Origin of the sequence: Bradyrhizobium genomosp. III (assembly GCF_000261705.1) — a bacterium.
GTDB classification, from domain to species: domain Bacteria; phylum Pseudomonadota; class Alphaproteobacteria; order Rhizobiales; family Xanthobacteraceae; genus Bradyrhizobium; species Bradyrhizobium ottawaense.
Map to the genome: position 1 here is coordinate 1 of NZ_AJQF01000197.1, position 923 is coordinate 923.

Annotated in this window: 1 protein-coding gene; it reads left to right on the top strand. The window is 68.1% G+C overall.

Features of this window, described 5'->3' with window-relative positions:
• On the top strand, window positions 1–772 hold a 772-nt coding region (locus IC66_RS0117015), incomplete at its 5' end, for a glycerol-3-phosphate dehydrogenase C-terminal domain-containing protein (RefSeq protein WP_038948426.1).
• Window positions 773–923 lie beyond the last annotated feature (151 nt).

The following is a 923-nucleotide window of genomic DNA, read 5'->3' on the forward strand; positions in this document are numbered from 1 at the left end:
GAGCCAGATCATCGTGCCCAGGCTGTTCGATTCCGAGAACGTCTACGTCTTTCAGAACAATGATGGACGGCTGATCTTTGCCCGGCCCTTCGAGCGCGACTTCACGCTGATCGGCACGGTCACGCACGCCTTCACCGGCGATCCCGCAATTGTGGCGATGCCGGGGGCCGACGTCGGCTATCTCTGCGAAGCGGCGAGCCGCTATTTTCGTCAGCGCGTCGCCCCGACCGACGTGGTCCGGACAGTCTCCGGCGTCAACCTGGCGCTGGCGTCCCTGCGCGGCCGCGACGGCACGATGCTGTTCCATGCGCGCCTGCGCAAGGCGCCGCTGCTCACCATGTTCGGCGGCGACGTCACCACCTCGCGCCTGCGCGCGGAGTGGGCGGTGACGAAGCTGACGCCGTTCTATCCGATGTCGCCGCCCTGGACTGCCGGCGCCGCGCTGCCCGGCGGAGATTTTGCCTGGGAGCGTTTCGACACCGAAGTCGACCTTGCGCGCGACCGCTGGCGGTTTCTGTCGGAGCCAGAGGCCCAGCGTCTGGTCGGGGCTTATGGCTCGCGGTTGTCCGCAGTTCTCGGTGACGCCAGGAGCCGCGACGATCTCGGCCCGGGCTTCGGTCCCGAACTGACCGGCGCCGAGGTCCGCTACCTGATGGCTCGCGAATGGGCCCGCTTCCCCGAGGACGTCCTGTGGCGCCGCTCCAAGCTGGGCTTGACCATGCCTGCGGCGGACCGCGACGCGCTGGCGTCGTTCATGGCGAATGTGATGTGAACGATCTCTCCCGGCACGGTTGAGCTAGGGACGATCGGCGGCTAGCGTGCGGCGGAATCGGGGTTGGCAGGATCATGACGGACGAGTTGCCCAGAACAGGCGCCGCGGCTGATGCGGCCGGCGGAGATGCGCTTCCTGCGGCGGGCCAGCC